The following is a 1,009-nucleotide window of genomic DNA, read 5'->3' as shown; positions in this document are numbered from 1 at the left end:
GAACAAAACTCACCGTGATTCGCGACTGAGAAGCGAAAAAATCTCAATTCGGTCGGAAATGCCGCGCAGGAAGAGTGAATGGCAAGAATTGCGCCGTTGCCGCCGGATGGCTGGAACGGCATACTGCCGGCGCGGTACGGCTGGCCGGGCACCGGCCACGTTCCGGTGCGAACCGCCCGGCACGCGCTGCCGCGAGCGGCGCGTATGCTACCGCAAGCGCGCGCCGCGCGATGCACTTTTTCACGGAAAACTGACTTGAATCAAACCACCGACGCCGCCACGCCGTCCCCCGACACGTTGTTGCGCATCATCGCCGCGCAAGCCGAAATCGCGAAACTCGGCCTCGACCTCGGCAGCGTGATGGCCTACGTGGCCGAACAGGTGCCCCAGCTCACCGGCGCGAGCGCCGCCGCGGTCGAATTCGCCGAAGGCGACGACATGGTGTACCGCGCCGCGTCGGGCACGGCCGCCGGGATGCTCGGCCTGCGGTTGCGGCGCTCGGGCAGCCTGTCGGGCCTGTGCGTGCAGCAGGGCGCGTTGCTGCACTGTATCGATTCGGAAACCGACCCACGCGTCGATCGCGACGCATGCCGCCGGGTCGGCCTGCGCTCGATGCTCGTGATGCCGCTCACGCACGCCGACACGACGGTCGGCGTGCTGAAGGTGATGTCGCCGGACGTCGACGGTTTCTCACCGGCCGACGCCGGCACGCTGCGGCTGATGGCCGACCTGATCGCCGCCGCGATGTTCCACGCGGCGCGCAACGAAGCGAACGAGCTGTACCTGCGCGCGACGCACGACGCGCTCACGGGCCTGCCGAACCGCGCGCTGTTCTACGACCGCCTGCGCCAGTCGATGCACACGGCGCTGCGCGCGAGCGGCCGGCTCGGCATTCTCAACATCGACATGGACGGCCTGAAGCCGATCAACGACGGGTTCGGCCACCGCGCGGGCGACGCCGCGCTGCGCGAGGTCGCCACGCGGATGCAGGCCGCGGTGCGGCGCTCGG

At 69.1% G+C, this 1,009-nt stretch carries 1 protein-coding gene; it reads left to right on the top strand.

Annotated features, from left to right (window positions below):
• Positions 1 to 78: 78 nt before the first annotated feature.
• The coding region (locus JMF90_RS38345; RefSeq protein WP_201326470.1) for a sensor domain-containing diguanylate cyclase at positions 79 to 1,009 on the top strand (931 nt) is incomplete at its 3' end.

Source organism: Burkholderia sp. E168m23 (genome assembly GCF_016586125.1).
GTDB classification, from domain to species: Bacteria; Pseudomonadota; Gammaproteobacteria; order Burkholderiales; family Burkholderiaceae; genus Burkholderia; species Burkholderia orbicola.
This window is presented reverse-complemented; position numbering and strand designations above follow the sequence as displayed.